This window comes from Streptomyces sp. NBC_01622, assembly GCF_045209635.1.
Classification (GTDB): domain Bacteria; phylum Actinomycetota; class Actinomycetes; order Streptomycetales; family Streptomycetaceae; genus Streptomyces.
Window position 1 is genome coordinate 3290448 of record NZ_CP109293.1, and the last position, 26795, is coordinate 3317242.

At 70.8% G+C, this 26795-nt stretch carries 23 protein-coding genes; 12 read left to right on the plus strand and 11 right to left on the minus strand.

Going from position 1 to position 26795, the window contains the following annotated elements; genetic code table 11:
- Positions 1-9 precede the first annotated feature (9 nt).
- Complete coding sequence (locus OH768_RS14615) at positions 10-696, minus strand: response regulator transcription factor (RefSeq protein ID WP_406453733.1); 687 nt, start codon at positions 694-696, stop codon at positions 10-12.
- 288 nt (positions 697-984) lie between these two features.
- On the opposite strand from OH768_RS14615, the gene OH768_RS14620 reads away from it, so the two are divergent.
- The 7 genes from OH768_RS14620 (at position 985) to OH768_RS14650 (ending at position 7369) form a co-directional block, all read left to right on the plus strand.
- Positions 985-1761 carry an amino acid ABC transporter ATP-binding protein gene (locus tag OH768_RS14620; RefSeq protein WP_362981190.1) on the plus strand — a complete coding sequence of 259 codons (777 nt, stop codon included), beginning with the start codon at positions 985-987 and terminating at the stop codon, positions 1759-1761.
- Between the two features lie 200 nt (positions 1762-1961).
- Positions 1962-2801 (plus strand): glutamate ABC transporter substrate-binding protein, encoded by an 840-nt coding sequence (locus OH768_RS14625; RefSeq protein ID WP_406453735.1) that lies wholly within the window; start codon positions 1962-1964, stop codon positions 2799-2801.
- A 51-nt stretch (positions 2802-2852) separates the two neighbouring features.
- Positions 2853-3521, plus strand: coding sequence for an amino acid ABC transporter permease (locus OH768_RS14630; protein WP_406453737.1), 669 nt, complete (start codon positions 2853-2855; stop codon positions 3519-3521).
- Positions 3518-4426, plus strand: a complete 909-nt coding sequence (locus tag OH768_RS14635) for an amino acid ABC transporter permease (protein ID WP_406453739.1) — start codon at positions 3518-3520, stop codon at positions 4424-4426. Before OH768_RS14630 ends, OH768_RS14635 begins: the two co-directional genes overlap by 4 nt.
- Positions 4427-4599: 173 nt before the next feature.
- Positions 4600-6195, plus strand: coding sequence for an FAD-dependent monooxygenase (locus tag OH768_RS14640; protein ID WP_406453741.1), 1596 nt, complete (start codon positions 4600-4602; stop codon positions 6193-6195).
- Positions 6196-6431: 236 nt separating this feature from the next.
- On the plus strand, positions 6432-6971 hold the full coding sequence (locus tag OH768_RS14645) for a cysteine dioxygenase (RefSeq protein WP_381251262.1): 540 nt from the start codon (positions 6432-6434) through the stop codon (positions 6969-6971).
- Entirely contained in the window at positions 6968-7369 is a 402-nt protein-coding gene (locus tag OH768_RS14650; protein ID WP_406453743.1) for a rhodanese-like domain-containing protein, read from the plus strand. The genes OH768_RS14645 and OH768_RS14650 overlap by 4 nt, the downstream gene beginning before the upstream one ends.
- A gap of 40 nt (positions 7370-7409) precedes the next feature.
- Here OH768_RS14650 and OH768_RS14655 read toward each other — a convergent pair whose 3' ends face one another.
- The 5 genes from OH768_RS14655 to recA form a co-directional block, all read right to left on the minus strand.
- On the minus strand, positions 7410-8339 hold the full coding sequence (locus tag OH768_RS14655; protein ID WP_406465265.1) for a sugar ABC transporter substrate-binding protein: 930 nt from the start codon (positions 8337-8339) through the stop codon (positions 7410-7412).
- Between the two features lie 251 nt (positions 8340-8590).
- Positions 8591-11257 carry an ABC transporter permease gene (locus tag OH768_RS14660; RefSeq protein ID WP_406453745.1) on the minus strand — a complete coding sequence of 889 codons (2667 nt, stop codon included), beginning with the start codon at positions 11255-11257 and terminating at the stop codon, positions 8591-8593.
- Positions 11254-11940 (minus strand): ArsR/SmtB family transcription factor, encoded by a 687-nt coding sequence (locus OH768_RS14665; protein WP_406453747.1) that lies wholly within the window; start codon positions 11938-11940, stop codon positions 11254-11256. Before OH768_RS14665 ends, OH768_RS14660 begins: the two co-directional genes overlap by 4 nt.
- A 205-nt stretch (positions 11941-12145) precedes the next feature.
- Positions 12146-13147, minus strand: coding sequence for a recombination regulator RecX (gene recX, locus OH768_RS14670; protein WP_406453749.1), 1002 nt, complete (start codon positions 13145-13147; stop codon positions 12146-12148).
- 3 nt (positions 13148-13150) lie between these two features.
- Entirely contained in the window at positions 13151-14287 is a 1137-nt protein-coding gene (recA, locus tag OH768_RS14675) for a recombinase RecA (protein ID WP_406453751.1), read from the minus strand.
- A 299-nt stretch (positions 14288-14586) separates the two neighbouring features.
- Here recA and OH768_RS14680 point away from each other — a divergent pair, with 299 nt between their 5' ends.
- Together OH768_RS14680 and OH768_RS14685 are read left to right on the plus strand one after the other, a co-directional pair.
- The gene (locus OH768_RS14680; RefSeq protein WP_406453753.1) at positions 14587-15246 is read left to right on the plus strand and encodes a class I SAM-dependent methyltransferase; all 660 of its coding nucleotides are present in this window, start codon (positions 14587-14589) and stop codon (positions 15244-15246) included.
- 98 nt (positions 15247-15344) lie between these two features.
- On the plus strand, positions 15345-16103 hold the full coding sequence (locus OH768_RS14685; RefSeq protein WP_406453755.1) for a hypothetical protein: 759 nt from the start codon (positions 15345-15347) through the stop codon (positions 16101-16103).
- A 27-nt stretch (positions 16104-16130) separates the two neighbouring features.
- On the opposite strand, the gene OH768_RS14690 is transcribed toward OH768_RS14685, so the two are convergent.
- Positions 16131-17411 (minus strand): AI-2E family transporter, encoded by a 1281-nt coding sequence (locus OH768_RS14690; RefSeq protein ID WP_406465267.1) that lies wholly within the window; start codon positions 17409-17411, stop codon positions 16131-16133.
- Between the two features lie 164 nt (positions 17412-17575).
- On the minus strand, positions 17576-17770 hold the full coding sequence (locus OH768_RS14695; RefSeq protein WP_406453757.1) for a DUF3046 domain-containing protein: 195 nt from the start codon (positions 17768-17770) through the stop codon (positions 17576-17578).
- Positions 17771-17850: 80 nt separating this feature from the next.
- Here OH768_RS14695 and OH768_RS14700 point away from each other — a divergent pair, with 80 nt between their 5' ends.
- Complete coding sequence (locus OH768_RS14700; protein ID WP_406453759.1) at positions 17851-18795, plus strand: hypothetical protein; 945 nt, start codon at positions 17851-17853, stop codon at positions 18793-18795.
- Between the two features lie 13 nt (positions 18796-18808).
- Here OH768_RS14700 and OH768_RS14705 read toward each other — a convergent pair whose 3' ends face one another.
- The 3 genes from OH768_RS14705 to OH768_RS14715 are packed head-to-tail and all read right to left on the minus strand — an operon-like array spanning position 18809 to position 20747.
- Positions 18809-19117, minus strand: coding sequence for an AzlD domain-containing protein (locus tag OH768_RS14705; RefSeq protein WP_406453761.1), 309 nt, complete (start codon positions 19115-19117; stop codon positions 18809-18811).
- Entirely contained in the window at positions 19114-19857 is a 744-nt protein-coding gene (locus tag OH768_RS14710) for an AzlC family ABC transporter permease (protein WP_406465269.1), read from the minus strand. Before OH768_RS14710 ends, OH768_RS14705 begins: the two co-directional genes overlap by 4 nt.
- Positions 19761-20747 carry an AraC family transcriptional regulator gene (locus tag OH768_RS14715; RefSeq protein WP_406453763.1) on the minus strand — a complete coding sequence of 329 codons (987 nt, stop codon included), beginning with the start codon at positions 20745-20747 and terminating at the stop codon, positions 19761-19763. Before OH768_RS14715 ends, OH768_RS14710 begins: the two co-directional genes overlap by 97 nt.
- A 113-nt stretch (positions 20748-20860) precedes the next feature.
- Here OH768_RS14715 and OH768_RS14720 point away from each other — a divergent pair, with 113 nt between their 5' ends.
- Both OH768_RS14720 and OH768_RS14725 read left to right on the plus strand, forming a co-directional pair.
- Complete coding sequence (locus tag OH768_RS14720; RefSeq protein ID WP_406453765.1) at positions 20861-25867, plus strand: ATP-dependent helicase; 5007 nt, start codon at positions 20861-20863, stop codon at positions 25865-25867.
- 39 nt (positions 25868-25906) lie between these two features.
- On the plus strand, positions 25907-26785 hold the full coding sequence (locus OH768_RS14725) for an Fpg/Nei family DNA glycosylase (protein WP_406453767.1): 879 nt from the start codon (positions 25907-25909) through the stop codon (positions 26783-26785).
- The last annotated feature ends 10 nt before the right edge of the window (positions 26786-26795 follow it).

Sequence of the window (26795 nt, forward strand, 5' to 3'; positions counted from 1 at the left end):
CCGTGCCCGCTACGCGGCCGGGGCGACGAGCCGGTAGCCGACGCCTCGTACGGTCTCGATCAGCGCGGGCATCCGCAGTTTGGCGCGCAGGGACGCGACATGCACCTCCAGGGTGCGTCCCGTGCCCTCCCAACTGGTGCGCCACACCTCGCTGATGATCTGCTCCCGCCGGAAGACCACCCCGGGACGCTGTGCCAGCAGCGCCAGCAGGTCGAACTCCTTGCGGGTCAGTTGGACGACCGAACCGTCCACGCTGACCTGGCGGGTGGGCAGTTCGATGCGCACCGGGCCGAGCCGCAGCGCGGTGTCGCCGCCCCCGGTCGCGTCCTCGTGGACGCTGCGCCGGCTGACGGCGTGGATGCGGGCCAGCAGCTCCCCGGTGTCGTACGGCTTCACCACGTAGTCGTCGGCTCCGAGGTTGAGGCCGTGGATGCGGGAGCGCACGTCGGAGCGCGCGGTCACCATGATCACCGGGGTGCTGGTGCGCTTGCGGATCTTGCCGCAGACCTCGTAGCCGTCCTGGTCGGGCAGGCCGAGGTCGAGGAGGACGACTCCGAAGACATCGCCCTCGGGGACGAGCGCCTGGAGGGCCTCCTCGCCGCTGCGGGCATGGGTGACGTCGAAGCCGTGCCGCGCCAGGACCGCGGACAGAGCGGCGGCGACATGGTTGTCGTCCTCGACGAGGAGCAGTCTCATCCCGGCCCCCTCCGGTTCATCGTTCGTATGGTCTCGGCCTGTACGAAAGCACGTCTCACGCGCGCGTGCACCCAGGCAGTCACGCTGATGGACGAAGACGCCGTCAAGGGGGTTCCGGTTGCGGGCGGTTTCCGTTACGCAGCCGGTACGCGTGATCGCGACAAGTGCTACGACACGTGTCCGATTGCTATCCGATCGTGATGCTCAGATCTCGCTCAGATGTGATGACGCTGGTCGTAAGGCCTCACTACTGTCCTCCGCAACCGACGAGGACGGAGCCAGCAAGCGATGACCAAGGTATCGGTGGCCAAGGAAGACGCGGTCCCGACGGGCGAACTGGTCGTCCTGAAGAGCGTCAACAAACACTTCGGCGCGTTGCACGTACTCCAGGACATCGATCTGTCGATCGCCCGCGGTGAGGTCGTCGTGGTGATCGGCCCCTCCGGGTCCGGAAAGTCCACGCTGTGCCGCACCATCAACCGCCTGGAGACGATCGATTCGGGTGCCATCGCAATCGACGGCAAGCCCTTGCCCCAGGAGGGCAGGGAGCTGGCCCGGCTGCGTGCCGACGTCGGGATGGTCTTCCAGTCCTTCAACCTCTTCGCGCACAAGACAGTGCTCGAGAACGTGATGCTGGGCCAGGTCAAGGTCCGCAGGGCCGACAAGAAGCAGGCCGAGGAGAAGGCCCGGGCCCTCCTCGACAGGGTCGGCGTCGCCACCCAGGCGGACAAGTACCCGGCGCAGCTGTCCGGCGGTCAGCAACAGCGTGTCGCCATCGCGCGGGCGCTGGCCATGGACCCCAAGGTGATGCTCTTCGACGAGCCCACCTCGGCGCTCGACCCGGAGATGATCAACGAGGTCCTCGAGGTCATGCAGCAGCTGGCCCGGGACGGGATGACGATGATCGTCGTCACCCATGAGATGGGCTTCGCGCGTTCGGCGGCCAACCGCGTGGTGTTCATGGCCGACGGCCGCATAGTCGAAGAGGCCGTGCCCGACCAGTTCTTCAGCAACCCGCGCAGCGACCGGGCCAAGGACTTCCTGTCGAAGATCCTGCACCACTGACGATCACCCGAGAACGCCCAAGAGCCCCGAAGAACAACGGCAGAACCCAAGAGCATCGAAGAACGGCGACAGCCGGCCGCTGACGGCCCGTCGACGACGGGCGGCCGCCGACTGCCGCTGTGGATCCCGCACGCCGTCAGAGCCGCCGCCACGCGCCCCTGACGGGCCCTCATCTCCCTACCATCCAAAGGATGTTCATCATGAAGCTTCGCAAGGTCACCGCCGTCGCAGCCACCGCGCTCGTCCTCTCGCTCGCCGCGACGGCCTGCGGGAGCAGCGACAAGGACGGCTCCGGTTCGGGTTCCGGGGGCGGCAAGATCAAGGTCGGCATCAAGTTCGATCAGCCGGGCCTCGGACTGAAGCAGCCGGACGGGAGCTTCGCCGGCTTCGACGTGGACGTGGCGACCTATGTGGCCGGGCAGCTCGGCTACAAGCCCGCCCAGATCGAGTGGGTCGAGACCAAGAGCGCCGACCGCGAGAACGCGCTGGCGCGCGGTGACGTCAAGTTCATCGCGGCCTCGTACTCCATCAACGACGAGCGCAAGCAGAAGGTCGACTTCGCCGGCCCCTACCTGCTGGCCCACCAGGACCTGCTGGTCAAGAAGGCCTCGACGATCGCCAAGGGCACGGACCTCAACGGCAAGAAGCTGTGTTCCGTGACCGGCTCGACCTCGGCGCAGAACATCCACGACTCGATCGCCCCGAAGGCCAACCTCCGTGAGTACAGCGGCTACTCGGAGTGCATCGCGGGCCTGCAGAGCGGCGCCGTGGACGCGGTGACCACCGACGACTCGATCCTCGCGGGCTTCGCCTCGCAGGACAAGTACAAGGGTCAGTTCAAGCTCGCCGGCCTCAAGCTCAGCAACGAGAACTACGGCATCGGCGTCAAGAAGGGCGACTCCGCGACCGTCACCAAGATCAACACCGCGCTGGAGAAGATGGTCAGCAGCGGTGCCTGGCAGACGGCGGTCACCAAGAACTTCGGCCCGGCCGGGTACAAGAACGAGCCCGCCCCGAAGATCGGCGACATCGTCAAGTAACCCCGGAAATCGCCCGTAAGGCAGGCCCCATACCCGGAAGCGCGGGAGATCGTGTTCGACTTTCTTCAAGGTTATGACGTCCTAGGGGCGTTCTGGATGACGGTGAAACTCACCGTCATCTCCGCCCTCGGCTCCCTGGTCTGGGGCACCCTGCTGGCCGGAATGCGGGTCAGCCCCGTCCCCCTGATGCGTGGCTTCGCCACCTTCTACGTCAACACCGTCCGGAACATCCCCCTGACGGTCATCATCGTCTTCACCTCGCTCGGCCTCGCCGACATCTTCGGCGTGACGATGGGCGCGTCCGACGACTTCAAGGTGCAGGGTTTCCGACTCGCACTGCTGGGTCTCACCGCCTACCACGCGGCCTTCGTCTGCGAGGCGGTGCGCTCCGGCATCAACACCGTGCCCGTCGGACAGGCCGAGGCGGCCCGCGCCGTCGGACTGAGCTTCAGTCAGGTACTGCGGATCATCATCCTTCCGCAGGCGTTCCGCGCGGTCATCACACCACTGGCCAACGTACTGATCGCCCTCACCAAGAACACGACCGTGGCGGCGGCGATCGGTGTCGCCGAGGCGGCCGCCCTGATGAAGACGATGATCGAGAACGAGGCCCAGACGGTCGCCATCGGTGCGGTCTTCGCGTTCGGCTTCGTGGTACTGACCCTGCCCACCGGCCTCTTCCTCGGCTGGCTGGGCAAGCGAATGGCGGTGAAGCGATGACCTCCGTCCTCTACGACGCGCCCGGCCCCCGCGCCAAGCGGCGCAATGTCCTCCTGACCGTCGTCTTCGTTGTCCTGCTCGCCGCGTTCTTGTGGTGGATCTGGCGGACGATGGACGACAAGGGGCAGCTGAAGTGGGCCCTGTGGCAGCCGTTCACCACGTCGGACGCCTGGACGACGTATCTGCTGCCCGGCCTGGGCACCACCCTGAAGGCCGCCGCGCTCTCCATGCTGATCGCCCTCCCCCTGGGCGCGCTGTTCGGCATCGCCCGGATGTCCGACCACCGGTGGGTTCGCATCCCGGCCGGCGTGGTGGTCGAGTTCTTCCGGTCGATCCCGGTCCTGCTGATGATGCTGTTCGCGAACGAGTTCTATGTCCGCTCCACGAACATCGGCAGCGAGGATCGGCCCCTGTACGCCGTCGTCACCGGCCTGGTGCTCTACAACGCCTCGGTGCTCGCCGAGATCGTCCGGGCGGGCATCCTGTCCCTCCCCAAGGGGCAGACGGAGGCCGCGTACGCGGTCGGGCTGCGCAAGGGCCAGACGATGACGAGCATCCTGCTCCCGCAGTCCGTCACCGTCATGCTGCCGGCGATCGTCAGCCAGCTCGTGGTGATCGTGAAGGACACCGCTCTGGGCGGCGTGATGCTGGGCCTCACCGAGCTGCTCAACTCGCGCAGCACCCTCGCGGCCAACTACGCCAACGTGGTGGCGAGTTTCATCGTCGTCGGGATCATCTACATCCTGCTGAACCTCGTTCTCACCACCTTCGCGAGCTGGCTGGAGCGCAGGCTGCGGCGCAGCAAGAAGAGCACGGGCGCGACCGTCGCCCTCGAAGACGCCACCGGGCTCAACCCGGCGCAGGTGCTGGGCGGCTTCGGGACCGGCGCAGGCGGCACGATCTGATGATCGGTCATATGGCATGAACCACGGAGGCAGTGGCGTGATCGCCACTGCCTCCGTCACTTGACGCAAGCACCGGCAATGGGTTGCATACGTTCTGTGATCGTGCACCCTGCTCCAACTTCCTGTTCACATGCGTCCCTGAGGACACCGTCACGGGCAGGGGGCGCCGCACCGTGGACCCGGTGATCATCGTCGGAGCGGGGCCCGTGGGGCTCACGCTCGCCCTGGCTCTGGCGCGGCAGGAGGTGCCCTCCGTCGTCCTCGACGAGGGCCCGGGCAAGGACGAACCGCGCCCCGCGCGGACCGTCGTCCTGCGCGAGGACACCGCGGCGCTGCTGGAGCGGCTGGCCGGTGTTCCGCTCACCAAGGCCGGTTCGCACTGGGCCGGATGGCGGTCGATGCGACGCAAGCAGGTGATGCGCGAGATCACGTTCGACGACACCGAGCCCGCCCCCCTGCACATCGCCCAGCATGTGCTGACCGGCGCCCTGCGCCAGGCCCTCGCGGGCGAACGGCTGGTGAAGCTCGCCGTGGACAACCGCCTCGACGCGGTCGAACAGGAACCCTCGGGCGTCACCGCCCACACCCGCGGGCCCAAGGGCACCTGGTGGCGCGGCAGTTACCTGGTCGGCTGCGACGGCCCGCGCTCCACCGTGCGCAAACTCCTGGACATCCGCTTCCCCGGCCGTACGGCGGTGGAGCGACACGCCGTGGCCGCGCTGCGCACGGAACTTCCGTGGCCCGACCAGGCGTTGTTGCACCGGGCGCCGCCGTGGCGGACGTCCGGACCCTCGGCCGGGGAGGTCACCGGACGCCCCCTCCCGGACGGCGTGTGGCGCCTGGACTGGCTGCTGCCGCCGGGCAAGGACCTGGTCACGCCCGAGCTGCTGCTCACCCGTATCCGGGAGACCCTCGCGGGCTGGACCGAGGGGCCGACACCGCCGTACGAACTGCTCGACACCGGTGTGCACACCGTGCACCACCGGCTCGCGCGCCGGTGGCGGGTGGGGCGGGTGTTCCTCGCCGGGGACGCGGCGCATCTGCTGGGGGCGCTCGGTACGCAGGGGCTGGACGAGGGGCTGCGGGACGCCGACAACCTCGCCTGGAAGCTGGCGTCGGCCTGGCACCACGGGCCGCACGAGGCGCTGCTCGACAGCTATCAGGCGGAGCGGCGGGCGGTCGTCGCGGCCCGGCTGCGCGCCGCCGACCAGGCGCTGCCCTTGGTGCGCGGCGGCGCCGGGCTGCGCGCGGTCGTGCCCGGCTCGGCCCGCGGTCACGACTCGCTGCTCACGGACGGTCACTTGGGGCGCGGCGTGCTCGGTGCGCCGGGGGCGTACGCCGACTCGCCGCTCGCGCCCCGGCACATCGAGAGCGAGGTCGACGTCGACACCTCGCCCGGTGCGCCCGTCACCGATGTCCGGGTCACCGCGGAGGACGGCTCCTCCGTACGGCTGCGGGACCGCCTCGGGCGCGGTGCCCTGCTGGTCGTACTGGTCGCACCGGGCACGGGCGTCTGGGAGCGCAAACACTGGGTGACCGCCGGGGTCATGCCACGCCTGGCAGCGGCGGTGACCGCGCTGCCGCACCCGGCCGAGCTGCTGGTCGCCGAGAGCTACCCGGGCGCCGCCGCCCACACAGTCCTGCTCGTACGGCCCGACGGACACCTGGTCACCGCGCTGAGCGGGGTGCGGCCGGCTGATCTGTACGCGGCGGCCGAGGCGACCCTGGGCGGCCCGGCGAAGACGGAGGCCACGGCCGGCTCACGCTGAGGCCTCCATACGCTAACTGTCCACATAGTGACGCTGAGTTGACCCGCAGGCACCCTCGTGCTCTACTCCGGATCATGACCGACACCTCTGTCCACCTCTGGCGGAAGGTCCATCTGGACCTCGTCCGCTACGTGGGCTGCGTCTGTCACGTCTCCTGCTGAATTCGCATCTCTCACTCGCGCGCGCCCTTTCTGTGGGCCCGCGCGCCCTCGCGAACACTCATCAGGACGGTGCACGTGTCTGTATCCCCCTCTGCCTCGGTGTCCCCCGCCGCGCCCGCCCAGGCTCCGACGCAGGCGGACCTGCTCGACTTCGTACGGCGTACGGCCGCCGACGCCGAACTCATCGCCTCGCTCCCCCTCGACCCCGAGGGCCGTACCTGGGTGCGGCTCGAAGGGCCCGGCGGCAGCGAGGCCTGGCTGATCGGCTGGCCGCCCGGCAGCGGCACGGGCTGGCACGACCACGCCGACTCGGTGGGCGCCTTCCTCACCGCCGCCGGCGAACTCAAGGAGAACTCGCTCGCCGCCCGGCTCCCGAGCCACGGCTGGAAGACCCTCGAGCTGGAGGAGGGCGTGGACCGCGAGCGGCGGCTGCCGACCGGCAAGGGCCGCGCCTTCGGTCACCACCACGTCCACGAGGTGCTCAACGAGTCCACCGAAGAGCACGCGATCTCCGTCCACGCCTACTACCCGCCGCTGCCGCAGATCCGCCGCTACAGCCGCACCGGCCCGGTGCTGCGCCTGGAGCAGGTAGAGCGCCCGGAGGACTGGCAGTGAGTGCCGTACGCGAACAGCCGCCCGGCATAGACGAGTTGCTGGAGCGGGTCCGCGCGGACTACCGGCGGATCGAGGCCAGGGAGGCATACGACGCCGCCCGCGACGGTACGGCCCTCCTGGTCGACATCCGCTACGCGGCCCTGCGTGACCGCGACGGTCTCATCCCCGGCGCCCTGGTCGTCGAGCGCAACGAACTGGAGTGGCGCCTCGACCCCCGGGGCAGCCACCGCGTCCCCGAGGCCACCGGCCACGACCTGCGCGTCGTGGTGATCTGCAACGAGGGCTACGCCTCCAGCCTGGCAGCCGCGTCCCTGCACCGACTGGGCCTGCACCGCGCGACGGACCTGGTCGGCGGCTTCCAGGCCTGGAAGGCGGCGGGACTTCCTGTCACGTCGTAGACACCGTGTCTACGACGTGACAGTCCGGCCCCGTCTCCGCTCACCCTCCGTCGGAGGGGCAGTAGAGCGGGGCGGTGTCCGCGTTGGCCTTCGTGACCAGACGGGCCGGGGTCGTGGCGATCTTCTCCACCTTCTCCTTACGGAGAAGGCTGATGGCGTTGGTGACGGCCAGTTCGCCGGTGTCCTTGGCCGAGTTGGAGACGGTGGCGGCGAAGCGGCCGTCCTTGAGGGCGGCGAGGGCCGCGTCGGTGCCGTTGACCGTCACGATCTTGACGTCCTTGCCGTCGGCCGCGTCGAACGCCTTGCGGACGGCGAACGCCATCTCCTCGTTGGCGACGAAGGCGTAGTCCAGACCGGGATGCGCCTTGATCATGCCCTCAGCGACGATCTTCGCCTTCGCAGCGACGAACATGGCGGGCTGGTTCGCGACCACCTTCGCGTTCGCCGGCAGTCCCTTGGTGAATCCGCCGACCAGCAGGTCGGAGGCGGCGCCCGGCGCACCCGCGATGACGGCCACCTGCACCTCGCGACCGGCGGCGTCGTCCTCGATCCAGTCGGCGTCGAGCTTGCCCACCGCCTTCAGGTCGACGACGACGGCTCCGAGGATGTCGGACGGGTCGGCACTGACCGAGGTCAGGAAGATCGGAATGTGCGCCTTCTTGGCCTTGGCGATGTCGCTCTTGAGCGCGTCGGTGTTGACGGTCTGCACGATGATCGCGTCGACATGGCGCGCGATCATGGACTGGATGTTGGAGAGTTCCTGCGCGGCGTCCTGATGCGAGTTGGCCGTGCCCAGTCTCGCGAAGTTGCTCTTGGCCGTGTTCGCGATCGACTCCTGCAGGCAGGTGTGGAACTCGGTACTGCCGCCGTTGACGAACCCGAGCGTGATCGGCCCGTCGTCTGCGGGCGCGGCGCTCGATTCGAGTCCGCAGCCACCCAGTAAGAGGCCGACACCGACCAGGGAGGCCACCAGCGATCTTCGGTGGTGCGCGGGCGGGAACAAGGGGGCCGCCTTTCATGACATGCGAAGGATCGGCCGATGGAACGGCCTGAAGACGCTCAGGCGGGCCTGACTGCGGCTCAGCAGGCGGGAGGGCCGGGGAGTGACGGCAGCAGAAGCTACTCCCGCACCAAACATGCGAACCCTTCACGGAACGCACACTAAGCGTGCGGATTGCGCACCCTCGGCGAATCGGGAAGCGGTGCGTCACTCCCCATTGGCTACTCCCTCGCCGTCACCACCGTCACCGCCCGCACTCGGAGCGCCGCCCGTCCCGGCAGGGCCGTGGCGACGAGCGCGAGCGCCGCGCCTACCGCCACCACCGTGACGTACACGAGAGGGGTGACCGACGGTGCGGCCCGGCCGGTCATCCCGATGCTGAACGCGGTCAGGACGGCGAGGGCGATACCGCTGCCGAGCGCCGTGGCGAGCAGCACCACCGACAGCGCCTCGATCCGCAGCATCCGCAGCACCTGACGGCGGGTGGCCCCCGCGAACCGCAGCAGCGCGAACTCCCGGACCCGCTCGGCGACCGACATGGCGAGCGTGTTGACCACGGCGATGGCCGTGAAGGCCAGGCCGAGTCCCATGGCCAGGTAGTTGACCTCGGCGTTCGCCTGCTGCCACCGCGCCTGGAGCGAGTCGGCGGCGGTCGGCGCGAGAACACGGACGCCCGGGAACTCACGGAGGGTAGTCGCGAGTTGTGTCTGTGTACGGGGCGTGCTGACGAGGACGGAGGAGGCGAGCGGGTTGTCGACATGCCGGGCGACGAGATCATGCGCGAGGGTGAGATCGCCGAAGCCGAGACCTTTGGCGTAGACGGCGACGACGGTGAGCGTGGCGGGCGTGCCGTCGCCGAGCGTGAGTTTCAGGGTGCCACCGGGTTTCAAGTGCAGCTGGTCCGCGGCCAGTTCGCTCACCGCCGCGGTGTGCTCGGTGAGCCCGTCGAGCGATCCGGCGGTGACGTCGGGGTCCCAGGTACGGGTGAGTCCGGCGAGTGTGACGCCTTGCGCCGCGTACTTGTCGAGGCCCACACGGACGGTCGTACGGACGACCTCGGTGACGGTGTCGTGCCGCGCGCGGAGTTGCCGTGCCGCCTCGGCCGGGACACCGGGTCCCTGGGAGGCGACGACCCAGTCGGCACGGACACCTTCACGGGCCTGGGCACGGGCGGCGTCGCCGAGGGTGGGTTGGACGAACAGGACGGTGCAGGTCATGCCGATCAGCAGGGTGAGGGGGGTGACGACGGAGGCCATACGAACGGCGTTGCCCCGGAGGTTGGCGGTGGCCAGCCGACCGGTCGGGCCGCTGCGCCGGAGCGGACCACGCAGGGCGAGGACGGCTGCCTTCACGAGGAGCGGCCCGAGGAGGGCGACGGAGGTGGACAGGACCACAACGGCCAGGAAGGTCACGGGTGTTGAGGCGGGTTCGGTGCGCAGCTTGCTGAGCACGGCGACCAGCACGACACCGCCGGCGAGGAGGACGAGCCCGGCGAGGAGACGGCCTCTTCCGAGTCCGGCACGTGTGGTGAGGCGGGTGCGCGTGGACTTGGGCTCGGTTTCGGTTCCTGCTTCGGCTCCTGCTCCCGCTTCGGCCTCGGCGAGTGCCTGGGCCGGGCGGATCCGGGAGATACGGCGGGAGGCGACCCTGGCGGCGGTCCAGGCACCGAGGGCGGTCGCTACGAGGGCGGCCAGCGGCGGGACGACACCGGTGGTGTGCTGGAGGGTTGCCGGGACGGCGCCCAGGGCGACGAACCTGTCGTAGAGCCAACCGCCCAGCGGAAGCCCGAGCAGAGCGCCCGCGACGCCGGCGACCGTGCCGACGATCAGGGCCTCGCGGCCGAGGAGCCGGCGGATCTGGCCGGAGGTGGCGGCCACGGCACGGAGCAGGGCGAGTTCGCGGTGCCGCTGCTGGACGGAGAGCACGAAGGTGCCGACAACCACGAGAACTGCCACCAGCAGTGAAGTACCGCCCATCGCACCGCCGATGCTGACCAGCCTGGTCCTGGCCGTGGCGGCGTCCAGGAACTCGACGGGGCCGCGGGCGTCGCCGGTGGTGACCTGAGCGGTGGAGCCGAGTGGGCTGGTGGGGCTGAGCGAGGTGGCGGTGCCGGGGCGCGCTGTGCTGCTCTGCTCAGGGAGCGCGGTGGGCTGGTGGAGGGCTGCGGTGATGGCCTGCCGTAGCCGATCCGTGCTTGTGCCCTTGGCCGGGAGCACTCCGAACGCGGTGACCTGCCCAGGGTGCGCGGCCAGACGGCGGGCCTCGCCTGCGGAGAAGAACAGCGACGTCTGATGGCGTACAGGCGTGGCGGGAGCGGCGATTCCGGTGATCCGGTAGACGCGCGGGGCTTGCGTGGACTGGACGGTGAGCCGGTCGCCGGGCCGGAGTTGGGCCCGCAAGGCGAAGTCGCGGTCTATGACGAGATCGGTGGCGGCTCGCGGAGCGCTGCCGGTGACGAGCCGGTACGGCGTCAACGCGGCGGAGTCCCAGGAGTGCCCGTAGGCGGTCCGGCCGCCAGTGCCGAGGGGGGTCAACGGCTGGGCGAGGAAGGTCAGTTCGGGGATGACACGGGCGACGCCCGGGGTCCGTGCGAGCGTGGTTTCCAGGCTCTCGGGGAGCCAGGCGCGCTCGGCGATCGGTTTCGCCTTGTGCTTGACCTTGGTCTTGCCCTTCTTGTGTTTGACGGTGGTCCGGTGGACGTACTGGTCGGCGGAGACCACGACAGGGCTCGCCGCGTAGCGCTCGGTGCGGATGGTGCCGCGCAGACCGGTGCCGAGGAGAGTGCCGCAGGCCGTGATGAGGGCAGCCGCGCACATCAGGGAGAGAAAGGCGCCGAGGAAACCGGCCTTGCGGGCGCGGACGGACCGGAGGGCGTAGCGCAGCATCATGAGGACTCGGTCTCTTTTCCGCTGCACGCCGGGTCGGCTTCGGCCTCGGGCTCGGCGAGGGGTGTCGGGAAGGCGAGGAATCGGGTGAGTACGGTGCGGGCGCCGTCCGGCGTCTTGGCTTCGGGGCGCTTGTAGCGGTTGAGGAGGGCGATGTACTCCTCGAAGAACGCGCCGAGTTCGGGCTGCGTCAGCCGGATGGTGCCGCGCGAGTACAGGAAGGCGTCCGCCCACGGCCCGGTCTCGGCGGCGTCCCGCTGGAACTGCTCGAAGAGCTCCAGATCGGCGGCGTACGCATGGTGGTTGAGCTCGTCCATGACGTGCCGCATCTCGGCGCTCTGGCGACTGCGCGGCGGGAAGCGACGGTCACCGGGAACGGCCCGCCACCAGCGCTCGCGACCGTGGCCGTGGTCGGGTGCACTCCCCGCCTCCGTCTCCTCGACGAAGCCGTAGCGGGCGAGTTCACGCAGGTGGTAGCTGGTGGAGCCGGTGTTCAGGCCCAGTGCGCGGGCGAGTGTGGCCGAGGTCGCCGGGCCGTGCAGGGTGAGGTGCTGGAGCATGCGCTGTCGGCGGGGCTGTGCGAGCACCTTCAGCGTGGCGAGGTCGGAGAGTTCGACCGGCGCGGGTGTCGCCGAGGTGTGTTGGGTGGGCGTCTCCGCCCCGGGTGGGCAGGGTTCCTGTGCCATGCGTACACAGTGGTTTGTGCACAGGTGTCTGTGCAGTGTGGCAATCCGGCGTCTTCAACAGGGGGTTAGCCCTACCTGAAGGATCGGCCGGTGCTCGCCTGAACGCGGTCGGCGCCCCCGCGCGTCCACCGTGTTCAGGCCGTGTGCACCACCGAGAAGCCGGGACCGGACAGGAACCGGGTGAGACCCCGGACAGGAACCCGGATCAGTACCCCTCGTCCCCGAGGAACTCCGTGTCCTCGCCCTCTTCTTCCAGTGCCTGCCGGACCACTCTGAGGGCCATGCCCTGGGAGTAGCCCTTGCGGGCCAGCATGCCCGCGAGGCGCCGTAGCCTCTTGTCGCGGTCGAGGCCCTGAGTGGACCGCAGCTTACGGTTCACCAGTTCGCGTGCCGTCGCCTCTTCCTGCTCGGAGTCGAGCTGGGAGACGGCCTCGTCGATCAGCGTGGAGTCGACGCCCTTGGTGCGCAGTTCCTGGGCGAGCGCGCGTCGCGCCAGTCCCCGGCCGTGGTGCCGGGACTCCACCCAGGCGTCCGCGAACGCACCGTCGTTGATCAGCCCGACCTCCTCGAACCGCGACAGCACCTCGTCCGCCACCTCGTCCGGGATCTCCCGCTTGCGCAGGGCGTCCGCGAGTTGCTTGCGGGTGCGCGGGTTCCCGGTGAGCAGGCGCAGACAGATGCCCCGCGCCCGCTCAGCCGGGTCCGCCGGCGGCTCCTCCTTCTCGGCCCTCGACGAGGAGAAGTCACCCCCGTCCTCTCCGGACGACTCTCCGAAGCCGCGACCACGGCGCCCACGCCTACCGCGTGCGCCGTCACCACGCGCCGTACCCCCGCGTGAGCCACCCTCCCGTGAGCCGCCTTCCCATGAACCGCCCCCGCCACGCGCTCCGCGGCTGCGGCGCGAGCCGCGGCCGGGTGCGTCGTCGGTCGATCCCCCGTCGGGCGAAGTGCCGTCTGGCGCCGAGCTCCTGAAAGGCCGTCCGCTGCCCGCCGAACCATCGCCGGGCTCCGGACCGCCGAACGGCGGACCGGACTCACCGGCGAAGCCGAAGCCACCGGGCGACCACTCGCCGCCGTACGGCCCGTCCATGCCGTACGGCTCCCCGGGTACGCCGTCCGCACCGTAGGCCAGGCCGTCGCCGCCTCCCCCGCGCCCCTGCGGGGCGCCGGGATACGCGTACTCGGCCCAGTCCGTTCGTCGTGTCACGGGTCAGCTCTTGGCTGCCGTGGCCTTGGCCTTGGTGGTCTTGGCCGCAGTTGCCGGAGCGGGCACCGCCTTGGCGGCGTCGTCCGTGGCGGTGGTGACCGCCGCGTCCGCGGCCGGTTCGGCGGTGGGCTTCTCCTTCTCCGGACGGACGCCCACGCCCAGCTTCTCCAGGATCTTCTTCTCGATCTCGTTGGCCAGGTCGGGGTTGTCCTTCAGGAAGTTGCGCGCGTTCTCCTTGCCCTGGCCGAGTTGGTCGCCCTCGTACGTGTACCAGGCGCCGGCCTTGCGGACGAAGCCGTTCTCCACGCCCATGTCGATCAGGCCGCCCTCGCGGCTGATGCCGTGGCCGTACAGGATGTCGAACTCGGCCTGCTTGAAGGGCGGCGCGACCTTGTTCTTGACGACCTTGACGCGGGTGCGGTTGCCGACCGCGTCGGTGCCGTCCTTCAGGGTCTCGATACGGCGGATGTCGAGTCGCACCGAGGCGTAGAACTTCAGCGCGCGGCCACCGGTCGTGGTCTCCGGGGAGCCGAACATCACGCCGATCTTCTCGCGGAGCTGGTTGATGAAGATGGCGGTGGTCTTGGACTGGTTGAGCGCGCTGGTGATCTTCCGCAGGGCCTGGCTCATCAGACGGGCCTGCAGACCGACGTGGCTGTCACCCATCTCGCCCTCGATCTCCGCGCGCGGGACGAGCGCCGCGACGGAGTCGATGACGATGAGGTCGAGGGCGCCGGAGCGGACCAGCATGTCCACGATCTCCAGGGCCTGCTCTCCGTTGTCCGGCTGGGACAGGATCAGGTTGTCGATGTCGACGCCGAGCTTCTTCGCGTACTCGGGGTCGAGGGCGTGCTCCGCGTCCACGAACGCGACCTGGCCGCCGGCCCGCTGGGCGTTCGCCACCGCGTGCAGGGTCAAGGTCGTCTTTCCGGAGGACTCCGGGCCGTAGACCTCCACCACTCGGCCGCGCGGCAGGCCGCCGACACCGAGGGCGACGTCCAGTGCGGTCGACCCGGTGGGGATGACCTCGATGGGCTCGTTCGGCCGCTCGCCCAAGCGCATCACCGCGCCCTTGCCGAATTGCCGTTCAATCTGTGCGAGCGCGGCGTCCAACGCCTTCTCGCGGTCGGTTCCTGCCATGGGTTCCACCCGATTTGCTTGAGTCGATCGCTTCACGTCAAAGACGCTAACGCCTGCCACTGACAATGCGTCCCGACGCCCGTCCGGCCTGTGGATAACTCGGGCACTTCACCATCAAAAGCCTGCCGAAATACCCGCCATGGCCTCGCCAGAGCTTCCATAAGAATGGATGTTCGATTTTCGTGTCAAGCGCACCACTCGGCACTCACGTCATCTACGCCGTCCGGTGACACCGAGCCTCGGGACCGCCGGCAGTCGGGGTTGACCTTGCCTCAGGGGCAGGCCCGACCCTTCCGGCCATGAGCAGTGATGACGATGTCCTCCTCACGGAGCAGCTGGCCTACTACCGCGCGGCGGCGGCCGAGTACGACCGCCCCTATGCGGAACGGGAGGAGCTACGGCGGCTGCCTGCCGTGGTCGACGATCTTCCGGTCGGCGAAGACGTGCTGGAGCTGGCCTGCGGAACGGGGCAATGGACCGTGGGACTCGCCGCCCGCGCCCGGTCGGTGACGGCCGTCGACGCGGCGGCCGAGGTGCTGGCCATCGCTCGTGCGCGCGTTCCCTTCCCCAACGTCCGGTTCCTTCAGGCCGACCTGTTCACGTGGCGGCCGTCGCGGCGCTACGACACGGTGTTCTTCGCCTTCTGGCTCTCCCACGTTCCGCCGACGCGGTTGTCCGAGTTCTGGAGCACCGTCGCCGCGATGCTCGCACCGGGCGGCAAAGCGATCTTCGTCGACGACGGACCGGCCGCTGCCGCCGGTGAGGACGGCGTCACGGACGGGCCAGTCCCCACGGTGCTGCGCCGACTCGACGACGGCCGTCAGTACCGCGTCGTGAAGGTGTTCCATGACGCCCGGACCCTCGCGGAAGACCTCACAGCCCTGGGCTGGACGGTCCGCGTCCGGTCCCTGGAGGGAAGCATCGTCGGCATCGCGGAACCACCGGCCGACCCCATCTGACCCGGCGTATTCCTCAGGGAACCCTACTTCCGTCGGCGTACGGCTGGTGTCTTCGGTCGTACGACGACTGCGCGGCGAGTTACCGCGAGGCTCGGGCCATGACTCGGGCCCTGAAGAACCACGTTCGCCCCGCCGAGCGTCTCTGCCATGCGACCGGTGCCTTGCTGATCCTCTCCGGATTGGTGCACCTGGTGGTGTTCGCGGTGGACGGCGGCCCCTGGTACGGGCCCGTCTCCTGGCGCAAGCCCGTCACGTTCGGGCTCTCTTTCGGGGCGACGCTGATCGCGGTCACCTGGGTGACGTCGTATCTGCGTGTCGGTGCCCGGCTGCGCACCGTCCTGCTCGTCGTGTTCGCCGCCGACTGTGTGGTGGAGGTCGGCGGCATCACCCTTCAGGCGTGGCGCCGGGTGCCGTCGCACCTGGACATGGAGACGCCCTTCGACACGGCGGTGTCCATGACGCTCGCGGTGGGCGGCGGTGTCCTCGTGGTGCTGCTCACCGTGTTCGCGGTGGCGTCCTTCCGGCACCGGCCGACGGGTCCCACGGGGATGGCGCTCGCGGTGCGTTCCGGGTTCGCGATCCTGCTCGTCGCGCTGGCCTCGGGCGCCGCGATGATCGCGCGCGGGGTGGTCCTCGCCCGGACCGGTCACCAGGAGGCGGCGTACCACTCGACGGCCCCGCTCAAGCCGTTGCACGGGGTGAGCCTGCATGCCGTCCTGGTTCTGCCGGCCCTGGCCTGGCTGCTGTCCCGCACGTCCTGGAGCGAGGCAGCGCGGCTGCGGACCGTGGCGGTGGCCGTCGGCTGCTACGCCGTCGCGGTGGCCGGGGCGGGAGTATGGGCGGTGTTCACGTACTGACCGCGACGCCCCGGTGTTCTCGCCGGATCATCCCTCAGGAGGAGCCGTCTCCGGAGTCTCTCGGTTCGGAATCGGTAGACCTGGAGTTCCTTCGGCCGAGTCGGTCGACCCGGAATCAGTCGGTCCGGAGTCGGTGGCCTCGGAATCGGCTGCCCCGGCAGAGCCGGCAACCGTGTGCTCCGTGGTCCCCGACCGCCGCTCCCACAATCCCCGCGCGCGAGTCAGCAGACCGGGCCCATCGGACCCTCGGGTGGTCCGGTGCCCGTGCACCCGTGGGTCGTCCGTGACGGCGTACCGCTTCACGTACGCCCCGAGGAACGCCTGCAGCGTGGCCACGGCCGGAATGGAGATCAGCGCGCCCACGGCACCCAGGAGCGCGGTGCCCGCGATGACCGAGCCGAAGGCGACCGCGGGGTGGATGTCGACGGTCTTCGCGGTCAGCTTGGGCTGCAGCATGTAGTTCTCGAACTGCTGGTAGACCACGACGAAGATCAGTACCCACAGGGCGTACCAGGGGTCCACGGTGAAGGCGATCAGCATGGGGAGGGCGCCCGCGAGATACGTGCCGATGGTCGGGATGAACTGGGAGACCAGGCCCACCCAGACAGCGAGCACGGGCGCGTACGGGATGCCCAGCGCCTGCAGCAGGATGTAGTGCGCCACTCCGGAGACCAGCGCCATCAGACCGCGGGAGTATATGTAGCCGCCGGTCTTGTCGACGGCGATCTCCCACGCGCGCAGCACCTCGACCTGCCGGGCGGGCGGCAGCACAGAGCACAGCGCGCGTCGCAGGCGCGGTCCGTCGGCGGCGAAGTAGAACGAGAACAGGCCGATCGTCAGCAGCTGGAAGAGACCGCCGAGGACCTGGGTGGACACGTCCAGCACGCCGGTGGCGCTGTTCTGCACGTACTTGCGCAGCCAGTCGGAGTGGAGCAGCCCCTCCTGGATGTCGACCCGTCTCAGGTCGGTGTGGAAGTGCCCGTTGACCCAGTTGATGACGGAGTCGAGGTAGTCAGGGAAGTCCTCGATCATCTTGATGATCTGGCCGGCGAGCATCGAGCCGAGCAGGGTGACGAACCCGGCACTCACGATCAGCAGACCGAGGAAGACCAGGAAGGTGGCCAGCCCCCGGCGCATGCCGTACGCGGCCATCCGGCTCACCGCGGGCTCGATGGCGAGGGCCAGGAAGAACGCGATGAGGATGTTGATCAGCAGCCCGATGAGCTGGTGGAAGGCCCAACTGCCCAACTGGAACACGGCGATGAGGGCGAGCGCCAGCACCATGGCGCGCGGCAGCCAGCGCGGCATGCCGGTGCCCGGCGCGGCGCCGTCGGCCGGGGGCCCGGTCGGCGGCGTCGTACCGAACGGGGATGCCTCCGGGGCGTCGTGCCCGGTCTCGTCAGTGGATGCCACGGAGCAAGTCTCGCCTACGCCACCGACAACCGGTCACCGCCGTCGATCTTCGTGACCGATCAGCGACTTTCCTGCGGAACGTTCATGACCGCGCAGACCACGCGCCACACGTCCTTGGCCTCCCAGCCCGCGCCCAGCGCCTCGTGCACCGTCCGCCCGCCGAGCTCCGTCATCACATGATCGCGCGCGAAGCTCTCGGCGTATCCCGCCCCGAAGTGCTCCGTCATCCGCTGCCAGAAGACCGTCAACCGCATGACACCAGTATCCCGCCCCTGAGAGTGGGCCCGGTCCGGGACCGCCTGCCGAGACCGCTTTCCGTCCTACGGTCTGACGCATGGCCGAAACAGGAGCATCCCCACTCCCCCCGACGCCGCCGGCGCACTCCCCGCTCTTCCGCGCCGAGGGCTTCGTCTGGCTCACCGCGCGCGTGCTGGAGCAGCGCCTCTTCGCGTACCACTTCCTCAACGGCGAAGCCGATCCCGTGGAAACAGCGCTGGACGCGTACCGCAACGAGGACGGCGGGTACGGGCACGCGCTGGAGCCCGATCTGCGCGGCCCGGTGAGCCAGCCGCTGCACACCGGTCACGCTCTTCGCGTCCTGGACTCCATCGGGCGCTGCGGCGGGCAGCGGGTGGAACGCGTGTGCCGCTATCTGACCTCGGTCTCCGCGGCCGACGGCGCCCTGCCGGCGATCCTTCCCGGCCAGCGCGGCTATCCGACGGCGCCGTTCGTGCCGATCGTGGACGACCCGCCCAGTGAACTCCTCGCCACCGGGCCGGTGGTGGGCCTCCTGCACCGCAACGAGGTGTGGCACGCCTGGCTGTTCCGGGCCACCGACTTCTGCTGGCAGTCCGTCGACTCCCTGGAGAAGTCGCACCCCTACGAGATCGAGGCCGCCGTCGCCTTCCTGGACTCGGCGCCCGACCGCCCGCGCGCGGAGGCCGCCGCCGACCGGCTCGGCCGCCTGGTGCGCGAACACCGGCTCGCCGCCCTGGACCCGGAGCACCTGGAGGCCTACCCGGTCGCCCCCGGGTACGCGCCGGGCGAACACCACTTCCCGTACGACTACGCAAAGACGCCGAGTTCCCTAGCGCGCGCGTGGTTCACGGACGACGAGATGGCCCGCTCCCTGGACCATCTGTCGGCCGGCCAGCGGGAGGACGGCGGCTGGCCGATCCGCTGGCGCCAGTGGGCGCCGGGCATCGCCCTGGAGGCACGCCCCATGGTGACGATCCAGGCACTGCGCACCCTGAAGGCGTACGGCCGCTCCATCGGCTGACTCCGGGGCCGCCTCAGCCGCCCATGGCCCGCACACCCGCCGTCACCAGCACGGCCGCCGCGACGACGAGCAGGAAGGGTGCCCGCAGCACCAGCGCCACGCCGGCCGCCGCGAGCCCCGCGGCCCGCGCGTCGAGCACGAGCGCGTGCCCGTCGGCGAAGGTCTGCTGCGCCGTGAGCGCGGCGAGAAGGGCGACCGGCAGCAGGGCGGCGAGCCGCCTCACCAGCGGTCGCTCGAGCGCGCCCGCGGGCACGAGCAGACCGGCGAGCTTGACGACGTAACAGCCGAGCGCGGTCGCCGCGATCGCGATCCAGACGGTCAACGGTCTTCCTCCTGTGCGTCGTTACGTGTGCCGGTCTGCCGACGGCCCGCTATGTAGAGGGCGATCGGCGCCGCGAGAGCAGCCGCAAGGACCGGCACACCGGCCGGCAGCACGGGCAGCAGACCCAGTCCCAGCAGAACCGCGAGCGCGCCGACGGCCCGCTCGATGGTGGTCCTGAGCATGGGCGCGAGCAGCGCCAGGAAGACGGCGGGCCCGGCCGCGTCGAGACCCCAGGCGTCCGTGTCCCCGATGGCCTTGGCGCCGAGCGCGCCGAGCAGCGTGGTGAGGTTCCACAGCAGGTACAGGGTGAGCCCGGTGACGGTGAACCCGATCCGCGCGGCACGGCGCGTGGGCTGCGCGAGGGTGACGGCCGTCGTCTCGTCGATGACCCACTGGGCGGCGAAAGGACGCACCGCGCGCGGGAGGGCCAGCAACTGCGAGAGGCGTAGCCCGTAGAAGGTGTTGCGCACCCCCAGGAAGAAGGCTCCCGCCGCCGCGGTGAGCGGATTGCCGCCGGCCGCGAGTGCTCCCACGAGCGCGAACTGGGAGGCACCGGTGAACACCAGGAGGCTGAGGGCGCAGGTCTGCAGCAGGGTGAGCCCGCCACCGGCCGAGGTCACCCCGAAGGCGAACCCCGACAGCCCTACGGCGACCCCGACTCCGAGGGCGTCCCGTACGACGGCGGAGTCCGGTTTTCCCCCGGCGTCGGAGTGCGGTTCTCCTCCCGTTCCGGCGCGTATGTCTTCTGAAGCGATCTGTTCTGCCACGTGTCGGACGGTAGGAGCAGTCGCGGCCCCGCGTCTTGTACGTTCTTGCGCTCCCGCTGGTACGCGCCCGGGGGCACGCCGACGATCCGGGCGAAGTGCCGGTTGAGGTGCGGCTGGTCCGTGAACCCGACGGCGACGGCGGCCTCCGCGGGCGCCGTGCCCGCGTCCAGGAGCCGCCGTGCCCGGCGTACCCGGGCGTCGGTCAGCCAGGTGTGGGGCGGCATCCCATAGGCATTCCGGAACGCGCGCAGCAGCGCGAACGGACTGGTTTCCAGATCCCCGGCGAGCTGATCCAGGGTGGGCGGATCCACCATCCGGTCCTCCAGCACGGCACGCGCGCGTGCGGCCACCCGGCCGCTCGCCGTGGGCACGACGCGCTGGGGCAGCGATCCGCCGTTCAGCCGGAGCAGCCTGGTGACGGCGACCCGCAGCAGGGTGTCGGCGGCGAGGGCGTTGCCCTCGTCGGCCGCGCGCAGCACCTGGTGGACGAGCCCGACGGTGTAGGGGTCGTCGAGCACGGGACTGACGAACCCGGGCGTGCCGCGGATCGAGGTGGTCTCGGCGGCTATCGCGGCCACCACCTCGGGCGAGGGGTAGACCGCGCCGTACCGCCAGCCCTCGGGAACGCCCGCCCTGCCGGTGTGCGGGGTGTCCGGGTTCACCAGCGCGAGCGCTCCGGCCCCGGCGTAGACATCGCTCCCACCGTGATGGAAAACCTCGGCGCCGTCCGCGATGGCGGCGATGACGAAGTTCTCGTGCGTGTGCCGTACGAACGTCTTGCGGATGTACCGGGCCCGAAGCAGGTCGACCCCGGGCAGCTCCGTGTACCGCCAGTGCCTCGCCCGCTCGCCCGAACCCGCCATACGGCCATTCTCCGCCACAGCGGCCCGTGGGCGCGGAACCGGTCATCCGGGCCATCGCCGGAGAATTCCCGCAGGTCAGACCCATTGTCAGTGGTCGGGTGCAGGATGGACGCATGGTCAGCTCCGCACATCGAGCCCTCGACGGCTTCTCCCCCGCGACCCGCGGCTGGTTCACGGGGGCGTTCTCCGCACCCACCGCGGCCCAGGCGGGCGCGTGGCGAGCCATCGGCGAGGGCGCGGACGTGCTGGTGGTCGCCCCGACCGGTTCCGGCAAGACCCTGGCCGCCTTCCTCGCCGCCCTGGACCAGCTCGCCGCGACACCCCCGCCCGCCGACCCGAAGAAGCGCTGCCGCGTCCTGTACGTGTCTCCGCTCAAGGCCCTCGCGGTCGACGTGGAGCGCAACCTCCGCAGCCCGCTCACCGGCATCCGCCAGGAATCCGTCCGCCTGGGGCTGCCGGAGCCCGAGATCAAGGTCGGCATCCGCTCCGGCGACACCCCGCCCGCCGAGCGCCGCGCCCTGTCCACGCGCCCGCCGGACATCCTGATCACCACCCCGGAGTCCCTGTTCCTGATGCTGACGTCGGCCACGCGCGACGCGCTGACCGGCATCGAGACGGTGATCCTGGACGAGGTGCACGCGGTCGCGGGCACCAAGCGGGGCGCACATCTTGCACTGTCCCTGGAGCGGCTGGACGAGCTGCTGCCGAGGCCGGCCCGCCGGATCGGCCTGTCGGCGACGGTCCGTCCGGTCGACGAGGTCGCCCGCTATCTCTCCCCGCGCCGCAAGGTGGAGATCGTCCAGCCGAAGTCGGGCAAGGAGTTCGACCTCTCCGTGGTCGTCCCGGTCGAGGATCTGGGCGAGTTGGGCGGCTCCCCGGTGGCCGACGGCAGCGAGGGCGCGGAGAAGCCGTCGATCTGGCCGCACGTCGAGGAGCGCATCACCGACCTCGTCCAGGCCCATCGTTCAACGATCGTGTTCGCCAACTCCCGCCGCCTGGCGGAGCGTCTGTGCAATCGGCTCAACGAGATCGCCTACGAGCGGGCGACTGGCGAGCCCCTGGACGAACACCACGCACCGGCCGAGCTGATGGGCGGCTCCGGCGCGGCCCAGGGTGCGCCCCCGGTCATCGCGCGCGCCCACCACGGCTCGGTCTCCAAGGAGCAACGCGCCCAGGTCGAGGAGGACCTCAAGGCGGGCCGACTGCCTGCCGTGGTCGCCACGTCCAGTCTGGAGCTGGGCATCGACATGGGCGCCGTCGATCTCGTCATCCAGGTGGAGTCCCCGCCGTCCGTGGCCTCGGGCCTCCAGCGCGTGGGCCGCGCGGGACACCAGGTCGGCGCGGTCTCCACGGGCGTGGTCTTCCCGAAGTACCGGGGCGACCTCGTCCAGGCCGCCGTGGTCACCGAGCGGATGCGCACCGGATCCATCGAGTCCCTGAGGGTCCCCGCCAATCCCCTGGACGTCCTCGCCCAGCAGCTCGTGGCGATGACGGCGCTGGACACCTGGCAGGTAGACGACCTGCTCGCCACGGTCCGCCGCGCCGCGCCCTTCGCCTCGCTCCCGGAGTCGGCGTTCACGGCCGTGCTGGACATGCTCGCGGGCCGCTATCCGTCCGACGCCTTCGCGGAGTTGCGCCCGCGCGTGGTGTGGGACCGCATCGCCGGCACGATCACCGGCCGCCCCGGCGCGCAGCGCCTCGCCGTCACCTCCGGGGGCACGATCCCCGATCGCGGTCTCTTCGGAGTCTTCCTCGCGGGCGCCGACCCCAAGAAGGGCGGCGGCCGGGTCGGCGAACTGGACGAGGAGATGGTCTACGAATCCCGGGTGGGGGACGTCTTCACCCTCGGCACCAGCTCCTGGCGGATCGAGGACATCACCCGCGACCGCGTCCTGGTCTCCCCCGCGCCGGGCGTCCCGGGCCGGCTCCCCTTCTGGAAGGGCGACCAGCTGGGCCGCCCGCTCGAACTGGGCCGCGCGGTGGGCGCGTTCCTCCGCGAGGTCGGCTCCCAGCGCAAGGAGGACGCGCGTCTGCGCCTCCTCGCCGCGGGCCTCGACGCCTGGGCCGCGGAGAACGTGCTGTCGTACCTGGCGGAACAGCGCGAGGCCTGCGGCCACATCCCGGACGACCGCACGATCGTCGTGGAGCGCTTCCGCGACGAGCTCGGCGACTGGCGCGTGGTCATCCACTCCCCCTTCGGCGCCCAGGTCCACGCCCCCTGGGCCCTCGCCCTCGGCGCCCGCCTCTCCGAGCGCTACGGCATGGACGCCCAGGTGATGCACGCCGACGACGGCATCGTCCTGAGGCTGCCCGACGCCGACCTGATGGGCCTGGACCTGCTCGACCAGGAACCCATGAAGGCCGGCACGGAGTATGACGCCGATCAGGCCCCCGTGGGCGCGGCGGACGTCGCCTTCGACAAGGGCGAGGTCGATCAGATCGTCACCGACCAGGTCGGCGGCTCGGCCCTGTTCGCGGCCCGCTTCCGCGAGTGCGCCGCCCGCGCGCTGCTACTGCCGCGCCGGAACCCCGGCAAGCGCACCCCGTTGTGGCAGCAGCGCCAGCGGGCGGCCCAACTGCTCCAGGTGGCAAGCGAGTTCGGCTCGTTCCCGATCGTCCTGGAGGCGGTCCGCGAATGCCTCCAGGACGTCTTCGACGTCCCTGGCCTCACCGAGCTGATGGGCGACCTGGAGTCCCGCAAGGTGCGCCTCGTCGAGGTCACCACCCCCGAGCCGTCCCCCTTCGCCCGCTCCCTCCTCTTCGGATACGTCGCCCAGTTCCTGTACGAGGGGGACTCACCGCTCGCCGAGCGCCGCGCCGCCGCCCTGTCCCTGGACTCCCGGCTGCTGGCCGAACTGCTCGGCCAGGCGGAGCTGCGCGAACTCCTCGACGCCGAAGTACTCACCGAGCTGGAGCACGAGCTCCAGTGGCTCACCGAGGACCGCCGCATCAAGGACGCCGAGGGCGTCGCCGACCTACTGCGGATGCTCGGCCCGCTCACCGACGCCGAGTTGGCCGAGCGGGGCGCCGAACCGCAGTGGGCCCACGATCTCGCCTCCGCGCGGCGCGCGATCCGGGTCCGTATCGGCGGCGCCGACCACTGGGCGGCGATCGAGGACGCGGGCCGACTCCGCGACGCGCTCGGCACGGCGTTGCCGGTCGGCGTCCCGGAGGCCTTCACCGAACCGGTCAAGGACCCGCTCGGCGACCTCCTCGCGCGCCACGCCCGTACCCACGGCCCGTTCACGTCGGCCACGGCCGCCGCCCGCTTCGGGCTCGGCGTGGCCGTCACCGAGGGCGCCTTGCAGCGGCTCGCGGCCAACGGCCGTGTCGTACAAGGGGAGTTCCACCCTGCCGGCATCGGTCAGGAGTGGTGCGACGCGACGGTGTTGCGGCGCCTGCGCCGCCGCTCCCTGGCCGCGCTGCGGCACGAGTTGGAGCCGGTGCCGCCGGCCGCGCTCGCGCAGTTCCTCCCGCAGTGGCAGCACATCGGCAAGGGCCATGGACTGCGCGGCATCGACGGACTGGTGCGCGCCGTAGAGCAGTTGCAGGGCGCCTCCGTGCCCGCGTCCGCCCTGGAGAAGCTCGTCCTGCCGTCCCGCGTGGCGAACTACGCGCCAGCCATGCTCGACGAACTCACCGCATCCGGCGAGTTGGTGTGGGCAGGCGCAGGCTCCCTCCCCGGCAAGGACGGCTGGATCTCCCTCTACCTGGCGGACGCGGCCCCCCTACTCCTCCCGCCCCCGCACCCGCTCGAACTCACTGCACTGCACCAGTCCGCCCTGGACACCCTCTCCGGCGGCTACGGCCTCTTCTTCCGCCAGATCGCCGACCAGGTCCGCGCGACGACCCATCCCGACGTCACCGATCCCCAACTGGCCGACGCCCTCTGGGACCTGGCCTGGTCCGGCCGGCTCACGAACGACACACTCACCCCCATGCGCTCCCTGCTGGGCTCCGGCCGTACGGCGGGTTCCACGGCCCACCGCGCGAAACGCACGGTCCCGCGCGGGCGCTACGGCTCACTCACCGCCGCCGCCCGCACCGCCTCCCGCACCGGTCCGCCGACCGTCGCCGGCCGCTGGTCCCTGCTCCCCGCCCATGAACCGGACCCCACCGTGCGCGCCCACGCCCTGGCCCGCACCCTGCTCGACCGGCACGGCGTGGTCACCCGGGGCGCGGTCGCCGCCGAGGGCGTGGAGGGCGGGTTCTCGGCGACGTACCGCATCCTGTCCGTCTTCGAGGAGAGCGGTCAGGCGCGGCGCGGCTATGTCGTGGAGGGGCTCGGCGCCGCCCAGTTCGCGATGGACGGCGCGGTGGACCGCCTCCGCGCGGTCGCCAACGCCCGCGACCGGGGCGACGACCTGCCCACACCGGATGCCACGGACACCGACCCTTACGGCTTCGGGACCCTCAGTGGCTCCAGCGCATCGCCCTCCCGTTCCGTCGACCGCTTCGCGACCCCGACCACCTACGACTCCCCCGACCTCCAGGACCGACACGACACATCTGGCTCCCCCGGAGTCCACGACTTCGCCGACGCCTTCGGCCCGTTCACCGACTTCGACGACCTCGACGACACGGACACACCGGCCGGACCCGCCTCACGACTCCACGGCTCCCCCGCCTCCCACCCCTCGTCCCCGGGCGACTACATCTCGCCCCGCGACTTCCCCGCCCCGGCACCCCGGACCAACAGCACGTCCTCCTACCGCCGCCCCTCCCTCGCCACCCGAGCCGTGGTCCTGGCCGCCGCCGACCCGGCGAACGCGTACGGCGCCGCCCTCCCCTGGCCCGAGCCGCCGACCGGCGCCGGGCACAAGCCGGGGCGGAAGGCCGGCTCGCTCGTCGTACTCGTCGACGGTGAGCTGACGCTGTACATGGAGCGCGGCGGCAAAACCCTGCTCGCCTGGCCCTCCGCACCGGACACCACGGCCATCGAGGACCCGCGTCTCCAAGGGGCCGCCGAAGCCCTCGCGGCAGCGGCCCGAGCCGGTTCGCTCGGCACGGTCACGGTGGAGCGCGTCAACGGCGCCTCGGCCCTGACCTCCCCCATCGGCACTCTTCTGGAAGGAGCGGGCTTCATCGCGACACCGCGCGGCCTGCGTCTGCGCGCATGAACCGAACCGACCCCCGCCACCGCATGCCACCCTTGACCCATGCCTGAAGGCGACACCGTCTGGCAGACCGCGAAGCGCCTCCACGCGGCCCTCGCGGGCAAGGTGCTGACCCGCAGCGACCTCAGGGTGCCCAAGTACGCCACGGCGGACCTCACCGGCCGCACCGTCCTGGACGTCACGCCCCGGGGCAAGCACCTGCTGACCCGTATCGAGGGCAACCTCACCCTCCACTCGCACCTGCGCATGGACGGCACCTGGCGGGTGTACGCCAACGGTCAGCGCTGGAGCGGTGGCGGCCCCGCCCACCAGATCCGCGCGATCCTCGGCACCGCCGACCGTACGGCCGTCGGCTACCGCCTCCCCGTCCTGGAACTCCTCCGCACCACCGACGAACACCGCGCCGTCGGCCACCTCGGCCCCGACCTCCTCGGCCCCGACTGGAACCCCGAGCAGGCGTTGGCCAACCTCCTCACGGACCCCACCCGCCCTCTCGGCGAGGCCCTGCTCGACCAGCGGAACCTGGCCGGCATCGGCAACATCTACAAAAGCGAACTCTGCTTCCTCCTGGGCGCCACCCCCTGGCTCCCCATCGGCGCCCTCCCGGCCGACCGCGCCGCGAAACTCCCCGCCATCGCCAAGCGCCTCCTGGAAACCAACCGCGACCGCCCGGTCCGCAACACCACAAGCAACATCACGAACGGTTCCGCGAACCGCACCTCAGGCGGCCCCCACACCCCCGACCTGTTCGTCTACGGCCGCGCACCCCGCCCCTGTCTGCGCTGCGGCACCCCGATCCGCACGGCCGACCAGGGCGACGGCTCGCGCGAGCGCCCCGCCTACTGGTGCCCGACCTGCCAGGTGGGACCGGCGCCGGGCACCTCCCCACCTCGCGGAACTCAGCACCGTACGACTAATTGACGACCCGTCA